General features: G+C 48.0%; 23 protein-coding genes, 1 pseudogene and 1 other annotated feature. Of the genes and pseudogenes, 2 read left to right on the top strand and 22 right to left on the bottom strand.

What is annotated here, in order from left to right:
• Window positions 1–7 precede the first annotated feature (7 nt).
• Genes thrB through ACUUHJ_RS10335 form a run of 4 tightly spaced genes read right to left on the bottom strand, consistent with a single transcriptional unit; the run spans window position 8 to window position 3797 of the window.
• Complete coding sequence (gene thrB, locus ACUUHJ_RS10350) at window positions 8–937, bottom strand: homoserine kinase (RefSeq protein WP_289677186.1); 930 nt, start codon at window positions 935–937, stop codon at window positions 8–10.
• Complete coding sequence (gene thrC / locus ACUUHJ_RS10345) at window positions 934–2016, bottom strand: threonine synthase (RefSeq protein WP_289677183.1); 1083 nt, start codon at window positions 2014–2016, stop codon at window positions 934–936. Before thrC ends, thrB begins: the two co-directional genes overlap by 4 nt.
• Entirely contained in the window at window positions 2016–3317 is a 1302-nt protein-coding gene (locus ACUUHJ_RS10340) for a homoserine dehydrogenase (protein WP_289677181.1), read from the bottom strand. The genes thrC and ACUUHJ_RS10340 overlap by 1 nt, the downstream gene beginning before the upstream one ends.
• Window positions 3318–3353: 36 nt before the next feature.
• Window positions 3354–3797, bottom strand: a complete 444-nt coding sequence (locus tag ACUUHJ_RS10335) for an ACT domain-containing protein (RefSeq protein WP_012685570.1) — start codon at window positions 3795–3797, stop codon at window positions 3354–3356.
• A gap of 185 nt (window positions 3798–3982) precedes the next feature.
• On the opposite strand from ACUUHJ_RS10335, the gene ACUUHJ_RS10330 reads away from it, so the two are divergent.
• Window positions 3983–4135 carry a hypothetical protein gene (locus tag ACUUHJ_RS10330; protein ID WP_007728640.1) on the top strand — a complete coding sequence of 51 codons (153 nt, stop codon included), beginning with the start codon at window positions 3983–3985 and terminating at the stop codon, window positions 4133–4135.
• A gap of 50 nt (window positions 4136–4185) precedes the next feature.
• Here ACUUHJ_RS10330 and ACUUHJ_RS10325 read toward each other — a convergent pair whose 3' ends face one another.
• The 9 genes from ACUUHJ_RS10325 to ACUUHJ_RS10285 all read right to left on the bottom strand — a co-directional run bounded on the left by ACUUHJ_RS10325 (window position 4186) and on the right by ACUUHJ_RS10285 (window position 11499).
• Complete coding sequence (locus ACUUHJ_RS10325) at window positions 4186–5364, bottom strand: NAD(P)/FAD-dependent oxidoreductase (protein WP_016739201.1); 1179 nt, start codon at window positions 5362–5364, stop codon at window positions 4186–4188.
• Window positions 5365–5406: 42 nt separating this feature from the next.
• Window positions 5407–5862: a helical membrane plugin domain-containing protein gene (locus tag ACUUHJ_RS10320; RefSeq protein WP_012685568.1), complete on the bottom strand. Its 456-nt coding sequence runs from the start codon at window positions 5860–5862 to the stop codon at window positions 5407–5409.
• Between the two features lie 289 nt (window positions 5863–6151).
• Window positions 6152–6817: a PilZ domain-containing protein gene (locus ACUUHJ_RS10315; RefSeq protein ID WP_472298850.1), complete on the bottom strand. Its 666-nt coding sequence runs from the start codon at window positions 6815–6817 to the stop codon at window positions 6152–6154.
• A gap of 8 nt (window positions 6818–6825) precedes the next feature.
• Window positions 6826–8103: a GTPase ObgE gene (gene obgE, locus ACUUHJ_RS10310; protein WP_289677180.1), complete on the bottom strand. Its 1278-nt coding sequence runs from the start codon at window positions 8101–8103 to the stop codon at window positions 6826–6828.
• Window positions 8104–8116: 13 nt separating this feature from the next.
• Window positions 8117–8701 (bottom strand): sporulation initiation phosphotransferase B, encoded by a 585-nt coding sequence (locus ACUUHJ_RS10305; RefSeq protein ID WP_012685565.1) that lies wholly within the window; start codon window positions 8699–8701, stop codon window positions 8117–8119.
• Window positions 8702–8900: 199 nt separating this feature from the next.
• The gene (gene rpmA / locus ACUUHJ_RS10300) at window positions 8901–9194 is read right to left on the bottom strand and encodes a 50S ribosomal protein L27 (RefSeq protein ID WP_005832382.1); all 294 of its coding nucleotides are present in this window, start codon (window positions 9192–9194) and stop codon (window positions 8901–8903) included.
• A gap of 7 nt (window positions 9195–9201) precedes the next feature.
• Window positions 9202–9552, bottom strand: a complete 351-nt coding sequence (locus ACUUHJ_RS10295) for a ribosomal-processing cysteine protease Prp (RefSeq protein WP_289677179.1) — start codon at window positions 9550–9552, stop codon at window positions 9202–9204.
• Window positions 9553–9565: 13 nt separating this feature from the next.
• Complete coding sequence (gene rplU / locus ACUUHJ_RS10290; protein WP_016739197.1) at window positions 9566–9877, bottom strand: 50S ribosomal protein L21; 312 nt, start codon at window positions 9875–9877, stop codon at window positions 9566–9568.
• A 10-nt stretch (window positions 9878–9887) separates the two neighbouring features.
• Window positions 9888–9966: a sequence feature (ribosomal protein L21 leader region), on the bottom strand.
• 57 nt (window positions 9967–10023) lie between these two features.
• A complete protein-coding gene (locus tag ACUUHJ_RS10285; protein WP_472298849.1) occupies window positions 10024–11499 on the bottom strand; it encodes an Rne/Rng family ribonuclease in 1476 nt (491 codons plus the stop codon).
• 107 nt (window positions 11500–11606) lie between these two features.
• Here ACUUHJ_RS10285 and ACUUHJ_RS10280 point away from each other — a divergent pair.
• Window positions 11607–11862, top strand: a pseudogene (locus ACUUHJ_RS10280) (GNAT family N-acetyltransferase).
• Window positions 11863–11872: 10 nt separating this feature from the next.
• On the opposite strand, the gene ACUUHJ_RS10275 reads toward ACUUHJ_RS10280, so the two are convergent.
• The 9 genes from ACUUHJ_RS10275 to mreC form a co-directional block, all read right to left on the bottom strand.
• Complete coding sequence (locus tag ACUUHJ_RS10275) at window positions 11873–12709, bottom strand: M50 family metallopeptidase (RefSeq protein WP_472298848.1); 837 nt, start codon at window positions 12707–12709, stop codon at window positions 11873–11875.
• Window positions 12702–13487 (bottom strand): peptidoglycan DD-metalloendopeptidase family protein, encoded by a 786-nt coding sequence (locus ACUUHJ_RS10270; RefSeq protein WP_472298847.1) that lies wholly within the window; start codon window positions 13485–13487, stop codon window positions 12702–12704. Before ACUUHJ_RS10270 ends, ACUUHJ_RS10275 begins: the two co-directional genes overlap by 8 nt.
• 158 nt (window positions 13488–13645) lie before the next feature.
• Window positions 13646–13846, bottom strand: a complete 201-nt coding sequence (locus tag ACUUHJ_RS10265; protein WP_005832370.1) for a cold-shock protein — start codon at window positions 13844–13846, stop codon at window positions 13646–13648.
• 309 nt (window positions 13847–14155) lie between these two features.
• A complete protein-coding gene (locus tag ACUUHJ_RS10260) occupies window positions 14156–15286 on the bottom strand; it encodes an FtsW/RodA/SpoVE family cell cycle protein (RefSeq protein WP_472298846.1) in 1131 nt (376 codons plus the stop codon).
• Window positions 15287–15343: 57 nt separating this feature from the next.
• Window positions 15344–16138, bottom strand: a complete 795-nt coding sequence (gene minD / locus ACUUHJ_RS10255) for a septum site-determining protein MinD (RefSeq protein ID WP_199929020.1) — start codon at window positions 16136–16138, stop codon at window positions 15344–15346.
• A 20-nt stretch (window positions 16139–16158) separates the two neighbouring features.
• Entirely contained in the window at window positions 16159–16836 is a 678-nt protein-coding gene (minC, locus tag ACUUHJ_RS10250) for a septum site-determining protein MinC (RefSeq protein WP_026133905.1), read from the bottom strand.
• A gap of 146 nt (window positions 16837–16982) precedes the next feature.
• Window positions 16983–19409, bottom strand: a complete 2427-nt coding sequence (locus ACUUHJ_RS10245; RefSeq protein ID WP_472298845.1) for a peptidoglycan D,D-transpeptidase FtsI family protein — start codon at window positions 19407–19409, stop codon at window positions 16983–16985.
• Between the two features lie 21 nt (window positions 19410–19430).
• Entirely contained in the window at window positions 19431–19955 is a 525-nt protein-coding gene (mreD, locus tag ACUUHJ_RS10240) for a rod shape-determining protein MreD (RefSeq protein ID WP_172142918.1), read from the bottom strand.
• Window positions 19955–20908, bottom strand: coding sequence for a rod shape-determining protein MreC (gene mreC / locus ACUUHJ_RS10235; protein WP_472298844.1), 954 nt, complete (start codon window positions 20906–20908; stop codon window positions 19955–19957). The genes mreD and mreC overlap by 1 nt, the downstream gene beginning before the upstream one ends.
• Window positions 20909–20918 lie beyond the last annotated feature (10 nt).

The following is a 20918-nucleotide window of genomic DNA, read 5'->3' as shown; positions in this document are numbered from 1 at the left end:
CTATGGTCTATCTCTGATGGATTTCTACCTGTACGCCATTTTCGTCCGGTTGCAAGATCATCACGCGGTACGAGATGTCGTGCCCTTTCATCACTCTGTCCACAAATGCACGCAGCTTCTCTAATTCTTCATCTGAGGAGAAGAAACAGAGGATCGTCGGTCCAGCGCCGCTTAAAGCAGCTCCCAGTGCCCCGTGTTCAGTCGCTTTGTCCAGGATTTCGTTCAAGCCAGGTACAAGCTTTGCGCGATACGGCTGATGCAGCCGATCCGACATTGCCCGTCCCATCAGGTCGAGTCTGCCTTGTGCTAGTGCAGCAACTAGCAAACTACTATGACCCACATTATATACAACATCCTCCCTGCTGTACACCTGTGGCAAGACGTTCCGCGCTTTTTCTGTTGAGAGCATGAATTCCGGGATCACAACGAGGGTCTGCAATCCAGCCGGGGCAGAAAACCGCACATAAGGCACAGGGTCTCCTGGTACTTCAGGCATCGTTGCAACAATGACACCACCAAACATCGAAGCACCTGCATTATCTGGATGCCCTTCCAAGCGCGTTGCCTTTTCAAACAACTGCTCACGCGTAAATGGTTCGCCAGCGAGATGATTAGCCGCTACGAGTGCACCTACAATCGCAGCGGCACTACTTCCCAATCCTCTCGTCAGAGGAGCCTCACTGTAGGCACGGATCGCGAGCTCAGGAATGGCGAAACCTGCTTCTTGAAACAATCCCGCTGCAACCTTGTACAGAAGATTGTTTTTATCCGTCGGTGTTCCTTGTAGCTCCTTGCCCATCATCTCCACTGTCGTATGATCACTGATTTCCATTTCTACGACAGAATACAACTGGAAAGCCATTCCCAGCGCATCGAATCCCGGTCCCAGATTCGCTGTCGTTGCCGGTATGGTTACTTTTACACGTCTTCCATTCATGATACAAATTCTCTCCCACTTTGACGAACCAGCTCCATTACAGCTTCATGTGTCGCCGGAACAGAACGCGGCTCTTCACCTACCAGCTTCAAAGCGATATTTGGATCTTTTAGTCCGTTTCCAGTTAGTACGCACACGATCTGGCTACCAGGTTGGAGCCTTCCAGCCTCATGCAGCTTGATAATACCCGCCAGCGATGCTGCCGAAGCAGGCTCACAAAACACACCTTCACTCTTCGCCAGCAAATGATAAGCATGTAAAATTTCTTCGTCTGTTACACTATCGACAAGACCGTTTGATTTCGAAATGGCATTCAAAGCGCCATCCTTGCTCGCTGGGTTGCCAATTCGAATCGCTGTCGCAATCGTTTCAGGGTTGGGTACGGGTTCGCCGTGAACCAACGGAGCTGCTCCGGCTGCCTGGAATCCGTACATCTTAGGCAAGCGAGTCGATTTTTGGGCTGCGAAATATTCCTCGAAGCCCTTCCAGTATGCCGTAATGTTACCTGCGTTACCAACTGGAATAGCCAAAATGTCAGGAGCGTCTGTCAACGCATCGCACACTTCAAATGCCGCAGTCTTTTGTCCTTCAATCCGGTAAGGGTTCACGGAATTCACCAGTGTAATTGGCTCTTTCGCTGTGATTTCCCGAACAATATCCAGTGCTTCATCAAAATTACCGTCAATCGCGATGACTTCTGCACCATAGGCGATGGCCTGTGCCAACTTGCCCAGTGCGATATTACCGCTCGGGATCAGGACGATGCAACGCAATCCTGAACGTGCAGCATACGCCGCTGCTGCTGCTGATGTATTCCCCGTCGAAGCGCACATGATTGTGTTGCTTCCCTCTTCAACCGCTTTGGCTACAGCCATGACCATGCCTCTATCTTTGAAAGAGCCGGTCGGATTGAGCCCCTCGTACTTGACGTACAGCTCCACCCCCAATTGTTTCGATAGGTTCGGGGCATGGATCAGCGGAGTGTTTCCTTCATGCAAGCTGACCAGCGGAGTTTTTTCCGTAATCGGGAGAAATTCCCGGTAACGTTCTAGGATGCCAGACTGTCTATTAAAAGCCATTATTTGTCTCCCCCTTCTACACGGTAGCAGCTCTGCACAGTTGATACGATATCCATCTGTTCCATGTATGCCAGTACCGCATCCATGTCACTTTTTGAGGACATGTGTGTAATCATGATAATCTCTGCTTCACGTCCGTTGTTGAACGGTTGCTGGATCACCTGCTCAAGGGAAATATTTTTGTCAGCCAACAGCTGCGTAATTTGAGCAAGAACACCGCGTTTATCTGCAACGACGATACGCAGGAAATATTTCGAGAATTTTTCACTGTCTTCTTTCAGTACTTTTTCTTTGTAAGGAGCAACCATTCCACGTCCATTCACTCCTAGCTTTCTGTTTTTTACGACAGTGACCAGGTCAGACACAACGGCGGTGGCAGTCGGTAATTCACCTGCACCCGGCCCGTAAAACATGGTTTCTCCTACCGCTTCCCCATGTACGTACACGGCATTAAAGACACCATTAACGGAAGCGAGTGGATGAGATTTCGGAACCAGAGTCGGCTGCACACTTACCTCAATCGCCTCTTCGTCACGACGAGCCAGCCCGAGCAGCTTGATTTCATAGCCCAGCTGCTTGCCATAGGCGATATCTTCCTTGCTCACAGAACTGATCCCTTTTACGTCCACATCTTCGAGCTTCATCGGTACACGGAAGCCCAGTGTTGCCAGAATCGCCATTTTGCGGGCGGCATCAAAGCCCTCCACATCGGAGGTTGGGTCCTGTTCCGCATAGCCCAGTGCTTGCGCTTCTTTCAATACCTCGCTGTATTCTGCGCCCTCTTGACTCATTTTGGTCATGATGTAATTGGTCGTCCCGTTGACGATCCCCATCATTTTCGCGATACGGTCTGAGGAGAACCCTTCTACCAATGCACGTAATATCGGTATCCCACCTGCCACACTTGCCTCGTAGAAAACGTCACAGCCTTTTTCTTGCGCTTTCTCTAAAATTTCGGCTCCGTGCAACGCCATCAGATCTTTGTTGGCTGTTACTACGTGCTTGCCTCGTTCGAGTGCACCCAAGATGTATTCCTTTGCAGGGTGAATGCCACCAATTACTTCCACAATGACTTCAATTTCTGGGTCATCCAAAAGACTAGCAGGGTCAGTGGTCAACGTGCCCTCCATGGATGAAATATTGCGGGATTTTTCCGCATCCTGAACAAGAATACGGGAAATCTCAATGCTGAGACCGGTTTGCTTTTGCAAATCCTCCTGATGCGCTTGAATAATGCGTACGACACCAGTCCCGACTGTTCCAAACCCCATTAATCCCAATTTAATGCTCTGCTTCTCCATATCTCTCTCCCCTGCCTTTTCTTTGATTGTTTTTTCTTAGCCCCTACCGACGATCATCGCTTTGCGAACGCCCGGGATCAACTGCAAGCCATCCAAAAACTCCGTGCTAGATACGCGAAGATTAGCCATATCGACTGACATGGATATGGTAGCAATCCCTTGAAGTGGAATCGTCTGATTGATGGTCAATACGTTTCCACCTTGATCTGCTACATATGTGAGCACTTTGGACAAGTAACCTGACATGTGATCCAAAGAGAAAGTAAACGTCATAATTTTTTCGCTCATCATCGCATTGAACGGAAAAATGCCATCTTTGTACTTATAAAAAGCACTACGACTCAATCCCACCCGTTCAACCGCTTCATTCACGGTATCCACTTCGCCGGATTCCAGCATCTTCTTGGCTTCAATCGTTTTGGCAATCGATTCTGGCAAGATGTCAGATCGAATCAAGTAGAATTTTTCTTCCTTTTTCATGCGTTGTGTCCTCCTGAAAAAAACAGTTGTTCCTTCATAGAGGACATTATAACGGAAAGAATGGAATGTGACAATCCTTATCCGTCACTTTTTTTCATCCGACCCTATTTGGTTCACTTTGATTACATGAGGGACAGCTTCTTCGCACACAATAATGCGTATCGTATGGAGGAGGTGAAAGGCAAATGGCCGGACGTGGAAAGTCAGATAAATCGGAGCGCCGTAACAATCACCCAGCGGGTAAGCCAAGCAGTCTCGAACAGTTTGGCAATGACATGCGGGGCAAAAAGATGGCACAATCCCCAAACGTGATTGAAGATCCGAGCGGAAACGGATAAACAAGCACAAAAAACCCGGGACATCATGATCCCGGGTTTTCCTGATTCGATTAGTATGCCAAAGACGACAGACCGTTGATATGAGTCAAGTAGCGAACGTTACTCGCTTCTTTCATCAAGGTTGCAGGCAGACCTTTCAGCTTCAGTTGGCTTGCACCAATTGTACCGATCGCGTCTTTACGGCCCAGGCTACCCAATGTTCCGGAGAATACCGGCTTGAAGGTATCCATTTTGGTGCCGTTGAAGTGTGCGAAAAGGTTGTAACCTACTACTTCGCCCATTTGCCATGCCAGTTGCGCAGTTGGAGGGAATGGACGACCTTCTGGCCCCATTACGACCGCACTGTCACCTGCAAGGAATACATCAGGGTGAGAAGTGGATTGCAGGAATTCTGTAACAGTTGCACGTCCGCGGTTTACTTCCACGCCGCACTCAGCTACTACGCGATTACCTTGTACGCCACCTGTCCATACCATTGTTTTGGTTTCAATGGTACCGCCATCCTTCAGGCAAACTGTGGTTTCTTTCATTTCCGTTACAGGTACGCCTGTCAGGAACTGAACGCCGCGTTTTTCCAAGCTTGTTTTCGCACGCTCAACCAGGTCAGGAGCAAAACCAGCCAAAATGGATGGACCTGCTTCTACGCAGTAGATGGAAACGTCTGCAAAGTCTACACCGTGCTTATGGCACAGATTTGGCAACATATCAGCGAATTCCCCAACCAGCTCGATACCTGTCAGACCGCCACCGCCTACAACGAAGGTAGCATCTGCTTTATTTTTGCTCGTCTTGTATTCAATCACGCGCTCTTCGAGGTGTGCACGCAGACGATTTGCTTCTTCTACAGACTTCAGTGTAAAGCTGTACTCTTGCAGACCTGGGATTCCAAAGAATGCGGTTTCACTTCCCAACGCAATGACCAAAGCATCGTATTTGATGGACTCGCCGCTCGCCAATGTTACGCGTTGGGACTCGAGACCAATGTTTTCTACCGTGTCTACTACAAGGTTAATCTCTTTGCCACGCAGCAATCTTTCCAGAGGGAGCGCCACGTTTTGTTCAGACAGGTTTCCTACTGCCAAGCGGTGCAGTTCCGTAATGATTTGGTGAGTAGGAAAACGGTTTACTACCGTGATCGACGCTTCTTCAGCCGTCATGTATTTACGTGCAGTCAATGCGCTGAGCAAACCGCCATAACCGCCGCCTAGAATCAGAATATGCTTCGCCATGCCCAATCCTCCGTCCTTGTCTTCCATTCCATAATAAAAAAACTATCGTTTTTGTTGTTGACGTTCTGCAGTTACTTCCAGGAATGCTTGTGCGAAACGCAATGTTTTTTGTACTTGCGGATCCTTGAGCATTTTGAGAATACCGAACAAACCGATCGTAGACTCTTCTACATGTACACGGTCATTGGCTTCAATGGCTGCTTGCGCAATACCTTTTGCTTTATCAGAGATCGGTTTTACGAACTCTTCCATTCCGCCTTTGATGTCGTCGATCAATACATGATCATTTGCTACCGTTTGTACCAAATCATAGGTTTTGGTCAAAAGAGTTGTCAGTTCTGCCAATTTAGGCAGGTTCGCCACCAATATGTTCAGTGACTCTTGAATTTCTGGTTTCATCAACTGATCGAGTACATCTTGTTGCTGTGCTGGTGCCAGAGTAGCAGTGCTTGCTACTTCAGCAGCAGCTTGAGCTTGTTGCGTAGTTGTTTGAGACATAAAAAAACGTCCTCCTTTGCTTTGGAATAGAGGCCTTTCATTCTCGATGCCTGTTCATACGAGTAACGGCCGCTATTCTCCCTGAAAATCCGGTAAAAAATTGCATGTAACATTTTTCACAAAGTAAAGCAAACAACGGATTCTTATAATAAAAAGTGAATGATTTCACAAATATTTATTCAGGAAAGCGCACACAACAAATCATGAAGTGAACAGGCTCGATTGAGAACTCTATGTACTCTACTATATACCTTCTTCACGGGAACATCAAAGGAAAAAAACCGCTTCCTTAGGAAGAAGCGGTAGTTAAGAGCTTTTTATAGTAATCTTTGATGAGATCATGGTGCTTTTCATTGATATCCGTAAAGATTAATTCAATGATTGTTTGGTTGTCTTGGAACGTTTTTTCCACGATTTTCGCCATCATGACGATCTCCTGCGCTTGCTTCGGTATCTTGAAAGACAAATGGAGAAAATCGCCCTTTGACACATAACCGTCTGTTCCCAAAACAAGACGGGTAGGAGAGAATTTCAACAACACTGCCTCGCCTTTTTCTTCGATCGGTCTAGCTCCCATCACCTTGTAAGGAACAGAAATACCGAGATCTGGGGAAATAGGATCCTGCTTGCGCTTTTGGGTAATTTCTACCCCTACACTAATCGGAATCATCCCTAAAAGCTTGATCGGCCAAATCGTTTGCTCCGAAACTACTTCCAAATCAATGGTGTTCACTGCCGCATCTGTTTCCCAACGAATGCGTACAGTTGTTCCGAGCAGCTCTGCTTTCGTTTCAGGCTTCATCTCATAGGAAACTACGAGATAATTGCCCTTTGCATGTTCAACCAAAACTTGGACAGGTGTCTGCACCTGCTTGGAGATGATTAGCGGTAGCGATGCACCGCGTTGGAGTCGTTTATCCCCCATAAATGGGTTCAGTGATGGGATATCAATCATGGTTTTTGTCACTCCACAAAGTCAAACTCTAATTTGCCGATCCGAACGGTATCCCCGTCTTTTGCTCCCAGCTTGCGCAGAGCATCATCTACACCCATGCTACGCATTTGTCTCGCAAAACGCTGGGCTGCATCATAGCTGTTCAGATTCGTCATGCGTACGAGCTTCTCGATCTTCTCCCCGCTGACGACAAATACGTCGTTATCACGCGTAATCTCGAATGCGTCTGGTTCTTTTTCTGCTCGGAACACTACGCGCTCTTCCACTTCCGCAACTTCTTCGACAGCAGGCTTGTCCGGAATCGCCGCCAAGGTATCCCCGATCGCATACATCAATTCTTGTACGCCTTTACTAGTTGCAGCGGAGATCTCGTACACCTTGACATCTGGAGCCTTTTCCTTGAAAATACGCAGGTTTTCCTCTGCTTCTGGCAGTTCCATTTTGTTCGCGACTACAATTTGCGGACGATCTTCGAGCTTCAGGTTATACAGCGTCAGCTCTCGGTTGATTTGCAAATAGTCCTCGTATGGGTCGCGTCCATCTACTGCTGCCATGTCAATCACATGGACGATCAAGCGTGTACGCTCTACGTGACGCAGGAATTGGTGACCAAGACCCACACCTTCATGCGCGCCTTCAATCAATCCTGGCAGGTCGGCCATTACAAAGCTCCGCTCCCCCAAGTCCACAACACCCAGATTCGGTGTCAGCGTCGTAAAGTGGTACGCAGCAATTTTTGGCTTCGCCGCTGTTACACTGGACAGCAACGTGGATTTCCCTACACTCGGATAACCAACCAAGCCCACATCTGCAATCAGCTTGAGCTCCATGACAATATAACGCTCTTGACCTGGCTCTCCATTCTCCGAGATGTGTGGGGCTGGATTCGAAGAGTTGGCAAAACGATTATTGCCTCGTCCACCACGTCCACCTTTTGCGATTACAGCACGTTGACCTTGCTCCACAAGATCGGCAATCACTTCTTTGGTATCATCATCAATGACAGTTGTTCCCGGTGGCACGCGCACGACCATATCTTCCGCGCCTGCTCCGTGCTGAGATTTGTTGCGGCCATGCTCTCCGCGTGGTGCTTTGAAATGTCGTTGATAACGGAAATCTACCAGTGTACGCAGACCTTCATCCACGACAAATACGACATCTCCACCTTGACCACCATCTCCACCCGCTGGACCACCCAGCGGTACGTACTTCTCCCGGCGAAAGGAGACGGCTCCGTTACCACCGTCCCCGCCTTTTACATATACTTTTACCTGATCGACAAACATGGTGTCACCTCTTTCATTCCGCGAATGGAACCACCAATTTCAGGACCCATTCCTCTTCCGTATGTATCCACTCGGTGACTTCCACCGTACTCTGTTCGCTTTTACGTATCAGCTTTTCCAATTCTTCCATTCCGGATGCACGAAGTACACCGGCCAGGTCAAAACGAAAATGAACGCCACGCTCATCCATCTGCAAGCTTACTTGCATGCTGGCCGCTTCGTACCCGCTCTGGTCTACATGATCGTTCACTGTGCATAATATCTCTGACACCAACTGAAACAAGTCTTGCTCGTTCAAGACTACTCGCGTGAGATCCACATGATTGCACACGTCTACTTCTAAAAGCAATTCGTTGTTCAGTGCGTTAAATGTCAAGAAGAAGACGGACAACAAGGAGCTATTCAATCGGGCAACCATCGATTCCTGCATCGCCATCTGTGCAATGCGCTTCAAATGGGCCTCTCCTTGTTCAGTACGGTTCAAATGCAAATAGCCGAGCAGAACCTGAACATGGTTCAACCAGTCATGCCGCTGCCTGTTCAGAACGGTCAGCAGTTGGTCTGTCTGATGCGTAAACAGCCTCCGCTCGTCCCCCATCACATTCACCCAAGTCGATAAGAATATCTTTCCCATCTATTGTACCATAAAAAAACCTCTTTCGAGGCAAAATCATAGAAGAGCGACCGCGTTTTACTGGAAGTTTTTATGCGCTCCGGATTTTTTAAATTCCTGCTCGTTAAAAAAGAGCCGGACAAAAAGAAAACCCAGCTATACGCTGGGTTTTTCTTAATAAATATTACGCTTCGGAAGCAACTGGCTCGATCACAACTTGTTTGCGATCACGGCCCAGACGCTTGAAACGAACAACACCATCTGCAGTTGCAAACAGAGTGTCGTCTCCGCCTTTCATTACGTTCGCACCTGGGTAGATCTTAGTTCCGCGTTGACGAACGAGAATGTTACCAGCAGTAACGAATTGCCCGTCGCCACGTTTCACGCCCAGACGTTTGGAAATGGAATCGCGACCGTTCTTTGTGGAACCTACCCCTTTTTTCGATGCGAAAAACTGAAGGTCCAAGTTAAACAGCATGTTCATATCAGACACCTCCCTGCCATTTACGATCATTTACTTTTACGTATTTACCGTAATTCGCCTCAACTGACAAAAGAGCAATGACCATGCTCTCTGCCAAAAGCTGTTGTTTCTCGCGTGCAGTCTCATCCCCCGAAGAAGAAAGACTCCACTTCAAGAACCCACCGCCTTCTTGTGCGACAGCGACATCAGGGGTGATGCCGGTCAAAGGTTGGATGGCGTTTAATATACCAAAGCTGATGCCTGATACAGCAGAACAAACGATGTCTGCCCCATAGGCACCCGCATTGGCATGTCCGGAAATACTAATTTCATGGATACCGTGCTGCGCACGGCTCACGATCACTTCAATCATAACAAGTCACCAATTAAGCGTTGATCTTCTCGATCACAACTTTGGTGAATGGTTGACGGTGACCTTGCTTGCGACGGTAGTTTTTCTTGGCTTTGTATTTGTACACGATAATCTTTGCAGATTTACCGTGTTTTTCTACTTTACCAGTTACCGTTGCACCAGCTACTGTAGGAGCTCCTGCAGTAACTTTGCCGTCTTTGCTTACGAAGAGAACTTTGTCAAAAGTAACAACGTCTCCTTCGTTGCCAGCCAATTTCTCGATGAAGAGAACTGCTCCCTCTTCAACTTTGTATTGCTTTCCACCGGTTTCGATAATTGCGTACACTGTGTGCACCTCCTATACTCAGACTCGCCTTTACAGGTGCGTCGACAAGCGACGGCTTATGTACCTGATTCGTGCGGTTACAGTATGCACGAGGCATATCTGCATGACAACCATTAGGTTATCATAGCTACAATAGCCCAGTCAAGTTATTTCGATTGTAAACGCTCCGCCTCTGCCCGATTTCCGACGTATCCAATTCGAAACTCGTCGGGGCTCATAGAAGAGACAAGCCGCTTATAGACATGGACAGGCCATGTAATTGCTTCTGCTATTTCCCCCTCCTCTATCATGTCCAGCAATCGTGGAGGCATGTCTACGAGAATCGCCTCCGCATCTTGGCTCTTTGCCAATGCAGTGACTTCGACGTACAAGCGCCGTAACAGCTCGTCTACTCGCCAAACTCTCCCTCGCCCCGCGCATGCCTCACATGGCTCCGTCAACCGCTCCATCAGGCTCGCACGAACTCTTTTTCGCGTCATCTCGACTAATCCGAGCGAAGTCATCCCGAGAACAGTCGAAGGCACAGGGTCCTTTGCCAGCTCTTGTTTCAATCGCGAGATCACTCGCTCCTTATTGCCCTGCTCTTTCATGTCAATGAAATCAATGATCACGATGCCACCGATGTCCCGCAAGCGAAGCTGCCGGGCAATTTCAGCTACTGCCTCCAGATTGGTCGCGGTTACTGCCTGCTCCCGCTGTTGCCCTCCCGCACCAGTGAATGAACCGGTGTTTACATCGATGACCGTCATCGCTTCTGTCCTGTCAATGACCAAGGACCCTCCACTCTTAAGCGGCACCTGTCGATCACGAGCACGAATCAACTCCGCCTCGACACCCAAGAAGTCAAAGAGCGGCTGTTTGCCCTGATACCAGCGAAGCTTCTCTTGTACTTCCGGAGCAAAAGCTGCCAACGCCGCTTTTACCTGCTGATGAGTCGCCGCACCTTCTACTAACAACTCATCCATTTCGTTCGCCAAGCCATCTCGGAGCGCCACCTCGATCAACTCGGCATCCTGAAAAATCCGCCCGGTCGAGCGCAGTCCTTCCGCTGTTCGCCGCATGTCCTGCCAACGATTGCGCAAATAGGTCAGTTCACGAATGAGTGTCTGCTCCTCTGCTTCCGCTGCTTCTGTGCGCAAAATACAGCCTTCCCCTTGCCCTACTGTCGAAGAGATCACCTGTTGCAGTCGTTTTCGTTTGTTATCATCAGATATTTTACGCGAAAGTGAAATGCTCTCTTCAGTCGGAAGGTACACCAGGTAACGCCCCTGCAAGCTGATCCGCATTGTGATTTTGGGCGCCTTCATTTCCAACGCCTCTTTACTCACTTGAACCAATATCTTTTGCCCAACGTGAACGCGTTCTGCAATATTGGGTTTCGCTGTTCTACCCGGCTCCACACCGATCGTGTCATCTACATACAAATAAGCATTTTGACCTGTACCAATATCAACAAAAGCGGATTGGATGCCAGGCTTTACATCTGCGATCCGTCCTTGATAAATGTCACCAACACTTGCGTGTGACCCCACATCCTGTGTACGCCATTCCTGCAATTTCCCGTTTTCCATAAATGCGATGCGGATGCTCCCACCTTGTGTACTGATCGCTACTTGCTTCACTGCCTTCACTCCTTATTCCCCGTACAAGCCTTGCCCAAAAGAAGGATAACCGGGCTCATAGGAAGTAATCTAACATAGCTACCAAGTCAAGGTAAAGGAGATAAACCATGATTCATGCTGGTGATCTTACCATTAGAGCATTAACCCCCAATGGTACCGCTCACTTAGTCAAATGGCTTTCTGACGAACGCGTTTTGGCCTATTATGAAGGTCGCGATTGACCCGCAAGCCTGGAATGAACGAGCCCTCCGTTGCTACGAAAAATGTGGCTTTCGAAAAGTAAAAGAGCTTCCTCTGCACGAATGGCACGAAGGAAGCTTGCGTGATTGCTGGTTGATGGAATGGATTGCTCCTGCTGATTAAGGTCTATAGACTAAAGGAGCTTGCCCACTGCGGCATCGTGCTTTTGTTCAAACAAAAGGGCATACAAAAGCTGTTCCTCAGCCAAGAGACCCGCACCTTGGACGTAGAAAAGATGGGAGCATCCCCGTCGCAGCTTGTGCGAGACAGCTAGTACCGTTTCCTCGGGATGCACCCGTATCGCTTGAACGGCAGCTCCGTCTAGCTGCCGGTCGTATTTTTCGACCAGGAAGCGAAAAAATTGATAAGGAAATCGCAAAAATGCCTGGATGTTCAACGTCAGTAAATAAATCCCGATCACTGCTAAGTTGTACTTCAACTCCAAGCTGGACATCCCCACCATGATCCCCGCAAACAGCGTACTCCCGGTCATCGATATCATCGTCGCTTGCCTATATGACATAAACCAGCATAGAACCGCCAACAAGATTCTCCCGCCATCCAATGGCCAGATTGGCAACAGGTTAAACAGCGCAATCGTCAAATTGCTTACCAAGAAAAAGCGGGCCCACTCTTCCGTCCATATCCCCATAAACCAAAACAAGTAGGAGGCAGCCATCATCACCATATTTAAGAAGGGCCCTGCCAGTGCCACGACAATCTCATCCAATGGGTCCGTGGCGTATGAGTCTTCCATCATCGCTACTCCACCAAAAGGCAGAAGCTGCACTTCTTTTACAGTCCATCCGAGCTCACGCGCCATCGCTACATGCCCTAATTCATGGATCAGCACGATGACAAACAAGGTAATGACCTCCAAAAAATGGCCTGTCACCACGGACAAGCCAATCACCGCCCAAAATAGCAGGTGAATGCGAAAGCGAATGTCGAGCCAGCCTCCCCTATTCAAATGGAATCACTTCCAAGGGATTGACAAATTGCTCATTCACTTTCGCCCCTAGATACAGTTGACGTGATGTCTGATCCATTACCCGAGCGGTTCCGATGACCTTACCAGGTGCAAGGACCTCGTCCTTCGTCACCCCTATACTATCAAGATTGCCCAGCCATATCTCCCGCCCTTTGGTTAGACGAACAATCACTGTCGTCCCATAATCAGGCTTTTCACCGACAAAAGCAACCCAGCCAGCTTCTCCGATCGTGATCTGATCGTTCATTCCCGTATGCAGGATCACATTTGCACTCTCTGGATCATAGGATTTGACGATTTTCCAGCTACTGGGGAGCTTCCACACAGCAGCTACACCCTTTGTTGTGCTCGTAGCTGGCACGGCAGGGGGACTAGTAGGCATCGAAGGAAGCATTGTCGGAATCGGTCCAAATCTCGCTTCATACCAGTCCGCTACCCCCGAAAAATTAAAGTCCCGTGTCATGACTTCCCTCGCGGAGCTTTTCCAAGTAGCAGGGATCAGCGTTGTTTGAAACAATACATAAGCGGCACCAATCAATAAGACAGATGCTAAAATTTGCACGCCCCACTTTTCATGAGACGGTGGCTGGACCATCATATCGTTCTCGGGCGGCGAGTAACTGAATGGGTTTGGCGTTTCTTCGATCGGATCTTTCCAGTCATCGACGTAGGGAGTATAGCCGTCTCGTGACTGTGTTCGAATTCGTTCCAAACGCTCCCTCCGTCTTTCTTTTACGCGATCTACTCTTTCAAACATGTCCATCCCTCCGCAGGCCAAGCCTTTAGTACTCATCCTATGACTTGTCTACCTGGTTTATGACGACCGTCGCCCTCTCCAACTCCCCAGCTTATCGGGTACAAACATGCAAAAAAGACAGTCTCCCCATAGAGAGACTGCCTTTGAATCTGTCAATTTTACAGTTTAGTTACGCTAGCAGCTTGTGGTCCACGGCTACCTTGAACGATTTCGAACTCAACCTTTTGGCCTTCGTCAAGAGATTTGAAACCTTCTGACTGGATTGCGCTGTAGTGTACGAATACGTCGTCGCCACCCTCAACTTGGATGAAGCCGTATCCTTTTTCTGCGTTAAACCATTTTACGATACCTTGTTGCATGAAACAAAACCTCCCTGAACATTACGCCCCACGAGGCGAAAGAGTGTAGCGTTAACCTCTTTTTTACAGATAAGCCTTTTGCGTCAAGGAAAAAAAGTCATACGAATTGCGATTGACAATTGGTGACGTCACTCACAATACGTACGACTCCATACCAATCAATCAAACACTATAACTTGTAAAAATGGTTAACTTAGGATGATTTTAGCATAAGTATTTGCATTTGTCACGCATTTCATGAGTATCCAAAAAGTCTTCAATTCCGCACCGAGAAAGCGGGCGAACCTGAAGACTTTTTTGAACAACTATTTAATCAAAACGTAACTTGTCCTTACGCATCCCAATGTTGAGCACCACACCAATGATCAGGAAGTTGGTTACGAGCGAGCTCCCTCCGTAGCTAATGAACGGAAGCGGAATACCCGTAATCGGCATCAACTGAATCGTCATGCCGATGTTCTCAAAGATTTGGAAAGTAAGCATCCCTACGACACCCGCAACAACGTAGGAGCCGAACGGATCTTTTGCCTCCATCGCGATGCGGATCATTCGGTAAATCAAGACGAAAAACAAAATCATCAGCAAGCCCGCTCCGACAAAGCCCAGCTTTTCTGCAATGACAGTAAAGATAAAATCACTTTCTCCTACCGGCACCCATCCAAAGCTCGCTTGTGTCGGCGTATCAAGCCCTTTTCCGAACAGTTGCCCTGAGCCGATAGCAATCAATGCTTGCTTGAGCTGGAACCCTCGTCCCATCGGTTCAAGATCCGGGTTCATCCAAAAGACGATCCGATCCCACTGATACGGCTTGATAATCTTGAAAAAGATATCCTGCTTATATTGATACAACAGTGTCATGCCGGCAAAAAAGCTACCGACCAGCCCGCCCATATACAATACATGCTTCATCCGTATACCACCAACGATTAGCATAGTGGCAAGCATCCCCGTATAGACCATTGCGGTACCCAAATCGGGCTGAATTAAAATCAAAAGCAATGGTACGCCAACCAAGGTCATTACTGGAATCAGTTTGTAAAAGTAGTAAAAGCGGTCTTGATCGTTTGCCCTCTTGGACAAGAAGCGGGCCACCGTTATGATCGTGAACAGCTTCATCGGTTCAGAAGGCTGAAACAAGATAATACCAAGGTTATACCAGCTCGTCGTATTGTTAATGGGCTTCGTTTGAAATACCCCGATCAAAAGAATCAGACCGAGTGCATATAAGACATAGGCCATGCTGTGGAATAGGCGATAGTCAAATAGCAATGTCACACCTAGCACAATAAAGCCGATGACATACCAAAGGACCTGCTGATGCGCCTTATCTACACCTGCCGCAGAACCGGAAATTCCCAGATAGCTGAAGATACCTAGCCCTGCCAAAATCAAGATGATGGTCCAGTCAATTGTTTTTAAATGACGTTTTTCCAGGTCCATCCGTTTCCTCCTAGAAAACGTGACTCCCCTCTATAAAAGAAGGGAGCCAAGTATTACCTATTTTAATCCAAAGAATTTACGCATTTTGTGGAACACGCCCGCTTTTTCTTCCAATGGTTGCAATGGAACAGCTTCACCCAAAAGTCGTCGGGCAACGTTCCGATAGGCGATGGAACCACGCGATTCATGGTTCATCACAGCAGGCTCACCTTGGTTCGCGGATTTAATGATATGATCATCATCCGGCACTACGCCAATTAAGTCAATGGCTAACAAATCCAATATGTCTTCTACATCCAGCATGTCGCCATTTTTCACCATATGGGAGCGAACACGGTTGATCACCAGCTTCGGCATTCCGATTTTTTCTCGCTCTAATAGGCCAATAATCCTATCAGCATCACGCACAGCGGCTTTTTCAGGTGTAGTCACGACGATTGCTTGATCAGCCCCTGCCACCGCATTGCGGAAGCCTTGCTCAATACCCGCAGGGCAATCGATGATGACATAATCATATTCCCGCTTCAGTTGCGTAATGATTTCTTCCATCTGCTCGGGAGTTACTGCGGATTTGTCCTTGGTCTGAGCAGCCGGGAGCAATGCCAGATTGTCAAACCGCTTGTCTTTGATCAGAGCTTGTGGCAGTCGGCATGCGCCTTCGGCAACGTCTACCAGATCATAAATAATTCGGTTCTCAAGTCCCATGACTACATCCAGATTGCGCAAGCCAATATCGGTATCTACCATGCACACTTTTTGTCCCAACAATGCGAGCGCCGTTCCCAAATTGGCGGAAGTGGTCGTCTTACCCACGCCGCCTTTACCGGAAGTTATGACAATTCCTATCCCCACGTCCGTTCCTCCTCTTTCCCTCAACCCTCACGCTTTTTCTCACCCAATTCAGGGCGGATTCGCGACAAGTAGTTCATTTTCGCTACCAGCATGATCTCATTTTCCAGATAGGCGAATTCTGTGCCTCCAGAATTATTCGTCCATTCCTCACCCGGCTTGCTAATCACTTCTGCAATCCGCAATTGGGTAGGACTCATGACTGCAGCCGCAATAATTACCTGTGAGTCACCGGAAATACCTGCGTGCGCGTATCCTCTGAGATGCCCTAGCACGTAAATGCTTCCTGTGCTGCGAACCGTCCCCCCGGGATTGACATCTCCCAATAAGAGCAAATCACCGTCAAACTCCAGAACTTGTCCAGAGCGTACCGTATTTACCTGTATGGAAAAATGGGTTTTCAGGCGTTCAGCCATCGCTTCTTCCCTCGTGATCAAATCAGATTCGATTGTATGGATCACCAGGTTGCCCTTAGTTCGAATAATTTGAGTCAACTGCTCTTGTTGCTCTGGAGAGCAGTATCGTTTTCCCAATTTTATAGATACCCGAATGAGTGGCCCCGACAAAATCTGTTGGTGGCTATGCTCTATTTTTTCACGCATATCGGCCAGCAGTTCGTCGAAGGAACAAGTATCATCCATAAAGAAGACGAGACCCTCTTTAGTCCCTTTGATCGTGACCTTGCTTTTCACAGTCGTCACCGGTTTCACCTCGACCGATACCATTCGCCATGCAGAAAGATTTTTCCTGCTCTGCGTAAAAAAATTGCCGAAACGGGTCAGATAGTGGCGTTTTACAAGAGCTTGACTCGATTATTCTCTTGGGCTTAATTGCCCTGGACAACCTTCTAGTTAGTTGGATTCGGCTTCGGAACCCCACCAGTAAGGACACCTGGATTCAGTTCATTGTAAGCTTCGAGCAATCGACGCGCGATCGGACCAGTAGCATCAGAACTGGATGTACCATCTCTCAAACTGTTCGGCGCAACGACGACGAAAACCAGTTGAGGATTTTCATAAGGCGCAAAGCCGACAACCAGTGCGTTTTCCGCTGGCTGCGACGTTTGTGCCGTACCAGACTTGGCTGCAACCGTGAACGGCAACCCCTTGAAGCGTTGAACGGTACCACCTGGTTGAGTAACCAACCGCATCCCTTCTTTTACCACCTGAATATACTTCGGATCGATATCAACCCGGTTGAGCACTTCTGGTTCAATAACGGAGAGCGTTTGACCTGGTTTCTTCGGATCGGTGGTTCCTTTGCGAATTTCTTTTACAAGATGGGGGCGTATTCGATATCCTCCATTGGCAATGGTCGAAACGTATTGACCCAACTGCATCGGCGTGAACAGATCATATTGACCAATCATCACGTCCGCCAAGTTCCCGAAGTACATGTTCTGGTTTTCCCAACCAGTATGTTCATTCGGCAGATCCACACCTGTTTTCACACCAAGACCAAACTGGGCATTGTAGTAATCATAGACAGAGAACTGCTTCTCCCAGCCATCTTTTCCTTTTCTTGCTAAGCGAAGCGCCATTTCGTACATATACGTATTGTTCGACACCTGCAAGGCACGACGAGCGTTAACAGCTCCATGACCACCCGCCTTCCAGTTGCGTTTATACGTGTTTCCGACATACAATCCGCCTCGGTCATAGATGACTTCGTTCGGTGTAGTCAGCCCCTCCTGAAGCGCAATCATGACAGACAGCGGCTTGTAGGTAGAAGCAGGTGGATACGGCGTATAGATGAATCTATTTGATTCGTTCGGCAAAATAAGTGAGGCGTAATTCTCGTTGAATTTCTTACGGTCGTAATACAGATTCAAATTGTAATCTGGATAACTCGCCATCGCCAATATTTCGCCCGTATTCGGATTCATCACCAATACGTGTGCGTCTTTAAATGCTTTTGGTGTAGACGGGCGCTTCTTGAATGCTTCAACCTCTTCTTTCAAGATGGCCTCTACCTTGCTTTGATAACGCCAGTCCAAAGCCAAAACAAGATCGTTTCCTGGTTCAGGGGCTTGGCGCATCTGCTTCTCTACCGTCTCCGAATTTTTGTTCACGTGCACTTCCATAATCCCGTTTTTGCCGCGCAAATAACGTTCATAGGAGCTCTCCAGCCCGGTTACACCGACACGGTCGATAGCATTGTAGCCTTGTGCCTGATATTCTTTCAAGCTCTCAGGACGAATCGCATTGATGTACCCGAGAAAGTGAGTACCAAATGCCGAACCATCCGGATCTTCGAAAATTTGGCGCACTGGCTCCAGCTCCACACTAATTCCCGGCAGCTCGGTGCGTCGTTCTTCGATTTGGAACATTTCTTGCGCTGTAATGTTGACCTTGACACGTCTTGGAATGTAGCTTGCCATCTGTGGTGAGCGCATTTCCTGCAGCAAAGAAAGCTTGTGCCACTGAAATTGGCGTTGCTGCTCTGTCAACGGCAGTTTGACATCCATGTCGAACAACGAGGCATAGCGCAGCAAATCCATGTCAGACTTATCTGCTAAGCCTTCCGGGGTTGGCAAAGCTGAAATCTGATCCTTCACTTTTTTGGCGAGGTCATTGCGATCTTCCTTGTCGAATTTCAGAGCGAGGGTCATATTGGCGTTTATCGCCATTTTTAACAGCTCGAAGTCCGTGGTGTTCGCTTCCGTAATAGCGGGTGTACCTGGTTTGGCAGCATTTAGTTTCTTAATAAGATCTGCTCTCTCCTTGTCATCAAAAGGAGAACGAACGCGCATTCCCAGATATACAGCGGTTTTTACCAACTGGAAGTCAGACATCTGATCAACGGTCTCGACTTTCGGAACGGCTTTTAACTTCGTCGCGACCTTTGCCTTGAGATCGTTTGTTTCTTGCCCATTGAAAGCAACAGGCAAGGTTGATCTCAATTCAATCGTCTTCTTTAACAGTTCCTTATCCGTACCAATTTTGCCGCCATCGGGGATGAGGATTTTTGCCAGACGATCCGCAACTTTCTCTTCATCAATGTCCTGTCCTTGTTCTTCAACGTATTGCACGGTGTACACAGGCTTATTCGAAACAAGTACCTCGCCATTTTTATCCAAGATACGGCCACGAGGAGCGGAAATCGGCAGTTCCCGAATACTGAACTTTTCCAATTCATGTTTGTACTGTTCGCCTTCCACTAGCTGCACGATGGATAGCCGCAAAATAATGGCGGCGAAGAACAAAAATACAATCACAAACAATATATTGAGCCGAATAGGGATGTCTGATTTTGGTTCTTTGACTTCTTCCACGAACTCTCCTCTCCTTTGTCCTTACTGCATGTGCATTTCCTTTTTCGCCAGAATCTTGTTGCATACATTCTTGATCGGAAAGTATACCAGTAAGCCAAAAGCGAGATTAAACAGCACACTTGGCAAAATTTGATGCGTCAAAATCCATCGAACATCGAAGGGGGCGGCGGAAAACAAGCGGAACAACGAATACAAAAGCCACTCATGTCCGAACAAAATCAGGAAGCTAGTAATGAAAACCATCCCGAATCCTCTCTGGAACAAAAGAACGATCATCCCTGCAAAGTAGCTGGCCACCATCATGGACATGGTATAGATTCCAATTAGTTGCCCAAATAGGACATCTTGTAAAAACCCGAAGGCGATCCCGTAATACAAACCTTCGCGCCTGCCGAGATACATCGAAATAAAGATGCAGCAGACAAGCGCAAACCGGGGTACCGTCATCCAAGACAGACCCCATGCATCAGGTGAAAATACTTGCATCACAGTTCCTTCCAAAACAAACACAACCACGACGCCCAACGTCAGTAAAAAACGAGCCATTACTGACCACCCCCGCTAGCAGGTGGAGCCGGAGGCACAGTTTTTTGTGTCTGACCAGCTGGCTGTTGCGGGATCAATTCACCATTGGGACCGATTGTGAAGTCTCGTTCCACAACCATGACTTCATTCAATTGTGAAAAATCAGCGCTTGGCTGGATGTAGGCGGTTTGAGTCAAGCCATAATCATCTGGCTCTACGCGAACAATATAGCCGATCGGCAAATTGCGAGGGACAACTCCTCCCAAGCCGGATGAAATAACTTGCTGATCTTTTTTAATTGCCTGTCCCCAAGGGATTTTGCGCATGACGAGCAATCTCTTTTGCGCGTCGTACTCTTCAATGACACCACTAACCTGACGGTACACAAGCTTGCCGTCAACGATCTGCTCCGTCAAAATATCCGCTGAGATGTGGTCACGTCGCTCGTAGCTCGTCAACAATTCAACTGTAGCTGAAAAGTTGGCAACACTTTGTATGCGCCCGATCATTCCCTTGGCTGTAATGACAGCCATATCCTTTTTGATACCACTTTTTAATCCTTGATCGATGGTAACGACGTTGTTCCATGTATCAGGGTTTCTCGCCACGACTTCCGCAAAGTGAAGGTTGTAAGATTTAAGTGAATCTTTTGCCCCCACCATTTCTCGAAGGCGATCATTATCTGCCTTGAGCGTGTGCAATTCGGCACTTAGACGTGCGTATTGATCCAAGCTTGCCTTAAGTGCCTTGTTTTCTTCATACACGCCGTACGCTTCTTCTATTTCCTGAAAAAAGCCAGAAACAGCCTGGGCAGGACGATAGAAAAAGCCCTGCACCACGCTGAAGGTATCTTTGAAGAACATTTCTGGCCAGGTCAGGCTAACCCGTTCACGAGAAGTGAAGCCCATGACGGAGATAAGCAGGACCAAGCCTACAAGTACAATGATAAGCCGCTTATTCCCGAAAAACGACATGCCCTACCCT

The organism is Brevibacillus schisleri, assembly GCF_055685845.1.
This window is presented reverse-complemented; position numbering and strand designations above follow the sequence as displayed.